At 47.8% G+C, this 2,987-nt stretch carries 1 rRNA gene; it reads right to left on the reverse strand.

Features of this window, described 5'->3' with window-relative positions:
- Positions 1 to 83 precede the first annotated feature (83 nt).
- Positions 84 to 2,889 (reverse strand): 23S ribosomal RNA (locus ACRD7B_RS22655).
- Positions 2,890 to 2,987: the final 98 nt, after the last annotated feature.

Genomic DNA, 2,987 nt, shown 5'->3' on the forward strand with positions numbered 1-2,987 from the left:
TAACACATCGGCAAATCAAAATCATACCCACCATATCTATGGAGTAAACTATCATCATATCTATCTTGCGATAAAAAAGAATCCTAAAAAAGTTAACGGGTAATTAGTACTGCTCGGCTATGATGTTACCACCTTTACACCTGCAGCCTATCAACGTCATCGTCTCTAACGTCCCTTAATGGAAATCTCATCTTGAAGCAGGCTTCGTGCTTAGATGCTTTCAGCACTTATCCCTTCCACACTTAGCTACCCAGCGATGCTCCTGGCGGAACAACTGGTGCACCAGTGGTATGTCCAACGCGGTCCTCTCGTACTAACGTCAGGCCTTCTCAAATTTCCTACGCCCACAACAGATAGGGACCGAACTGTCTCACGACGTTCTGAACCCAGCTCGCGTGCCACTTTAATGGGCGAACAGCCCAACCCTTGGGACCTTCTCCAGCCCCAGGATGTGACGAGCCGACATCGAGGTGCCAAACCGCTCCGTCGATATGAGCTCTTGGGAGCGATCAGCCTGTTATCCCCGGAGTACCTTTTATCCTTTGAGCGATGGCCCTTCCATGCGGAACCACCGGATCACTATGCTCTAGTTTCCTACCTGATCGACTTGTCGGTCTCACAGTCAAGCGCGCTTATACCATTATGCTCTACAGACGGTTACCAATCGTCTTGAGCGCACCTTTAGAAGCCTCCGTTACTCTTTTGGAGGCGACCACCCCAGTCAAACTACCCACCAAACGGTGTCCCCATAAATGGGTTAGGCCTCAGATAAGCAAAGGGACGTATTTCAAGGGTGACTAAACTACACCTGGCGATGCAGCATCAAAGTCTCCGTCCTATCCTACACATTACTTACCCAAAACCAACGTTAAGTTGCAGTAAAGGTTCACGGGGTCTTTCCGTCCCGTTGCGGGTATCCGGCATCTTCACCGGAACTACAATTTCACCGAGCTCATGGCTGAGACAGTGCCCAGATCGTTGCACCATTCGTGCAGGTCGGAACTTACCCGACAAGGAATTTCGCTACCTTAGGACCGTTATAGTTACGGCCGCCGTTTACCGGGGCTTCATTTCAATGCTTCGCTAAAAGCTAACATCTCCACTTAACCTTCCGGCACCGGGCAGGTGTCAGGCCTTATACATCATCTTTCGATTTAGCAAAGCCATGTGTTTTTGATAAACAGTCGCCTGGGCCATTTCTCTGCGGCCTCCCAAATTAATGAGAGGCACTCCTTCTCCCGAAGTTACGGAGTTAATTTGCCTAGTTCCTTAGCCATGAATCACTCGAGCGCCTTAGTATACTCAACCCAACTACGTGTGTCCGTTTACGGTACGAGCCGTCTTACTCGCTTTTCTTGGAACCGGTTACTTGTTTTCGCTTCGTCCGTAGACTAGGCTCAACGTACATTTCCGTCAGTACGTAAACAGCTGGCCGATCCGTCACTTTTAATGTAAGACAGGTGCAGGAATATTAACCTGCTTTCCATCCACTACCCCCTTCGGGTTCGCGTTAGGTCCCGACTAACCCTGATCCGATTAGCGTTGATCAGGAAACCTTGGTCTTTCGGCGTGGGGGTTTCTCACCCCCATTATCGTTACTTATGCCTACATTTGCTTTTCTAAACAGTCCAGTCTACCTCACAGTAAACCTTCAACCCAGTTTAGAATGCTCCCCTACCACTCTGTACATAGTACAAAATCCATAGCTTCGGTAGTATGTTTATGCCCGATTATTATCCATGCATTACCGCTCGACTAGTGAGCTGTTACGCACTCTTTAAATGAATGGCTGCTTCCAAGCCAACATCCTAGCTGTCTAAGCAGTAAAACCGCGTTTGGTCAACTTAACATACATTTGGGGACCTTAGCTGATGGTCCGGGTTCTTTCCCTTTTGGACATGGACCTTAGCACCCATGCCCTCACTCCTATTCATCATTTAGCAGCATTCGGAGTTTATCAGGAGTTGATAGGCGATGAAGCCCTCGCGTCCTATCAGTAGCTCTACCTCTGCTAAACTAAAATAAGGCTGCACCTAAATGCATTTCGGGGAGTACGAGCTATTTCCAAGTTTGATTGGCCTTTCACCCCTACCCACAATTCATCCAAAGACTTTTCAACGTCAACTGGTTCGGTCCTCCACTGTGTGTTACCACAGCTTCAACCTGATCATGGGTAGATCACTTGGTTTCGCGTCTAGCGCAACTAACTAAAGCGCCCTATTCAGACTCGCTTTCGCTTCGGCTCCGACCCTGAAAGTCTTAACCTAGCTAGCTACGACTAACTCGTAGGCTCATTATGCAAAAGGCACGCTGTCACCACACGAAGTGGCTCCAACCGCTTGTAAGCGTACGGTTTCAGGTACTATTTCACTCCCCTGTTCGGGGTGCTTTTCACCTTTCCCTCACGGTACTGGTTCTCTATCGGTCTCTCAGGAGTATTTAGCCTTACCGGATGGTCCCGGCAAATTCATACAGGATTTCTCGTGTCCCGCACTACTCAGGATACTCGCCTTTCATAAAATGTTACGTATACCGGACTATCACCGTCTATGGTTACTCTTTCCAAAGTATTCTACTTCTATTTTATTCAATTATGCAAGTCCTACAACCCCAATAATGCCGAAACATTACTGGTTTGGGCTAGTTCCCGTTCGCTCGCCGCTACTTAGGAAATCACTTTTGTTTTCTCTTCCTCCGGGTACTTAGATGTTTCAGTTCCCCGGGTTTGCCTCCTTGCGGATACTATGTCTTCAACATAGTGGGTTGCCCCATTCAGAAATCTGCGGATCAATAGTTGTTTGCACTTCCCCGCAGCTTATCGCAGCTTATCACGTCTTTCATCGCCTCTGAGAGCCTAGGCATTCCCCGTACGCTCTTATTTACTTTCTTAATATTACACCGTAGTTGGTGTTTATGATTTTGATTGTGTTGCCAATATGTCAAAGATCGTCTAGCTTTTCAGTGTCAGAGGCTCTATTCTCTTCTAC

It is taken from the genome of Carboxylicivirga fragile (assembly GCF_050589805.1).
Classification (GTDB): Bacteria; Bacteroidota; Bacteroidia; order Bacteroidales; family Marinilabiliaceae; genus Carboxylicivirga; species Carboxylicivirga fragile.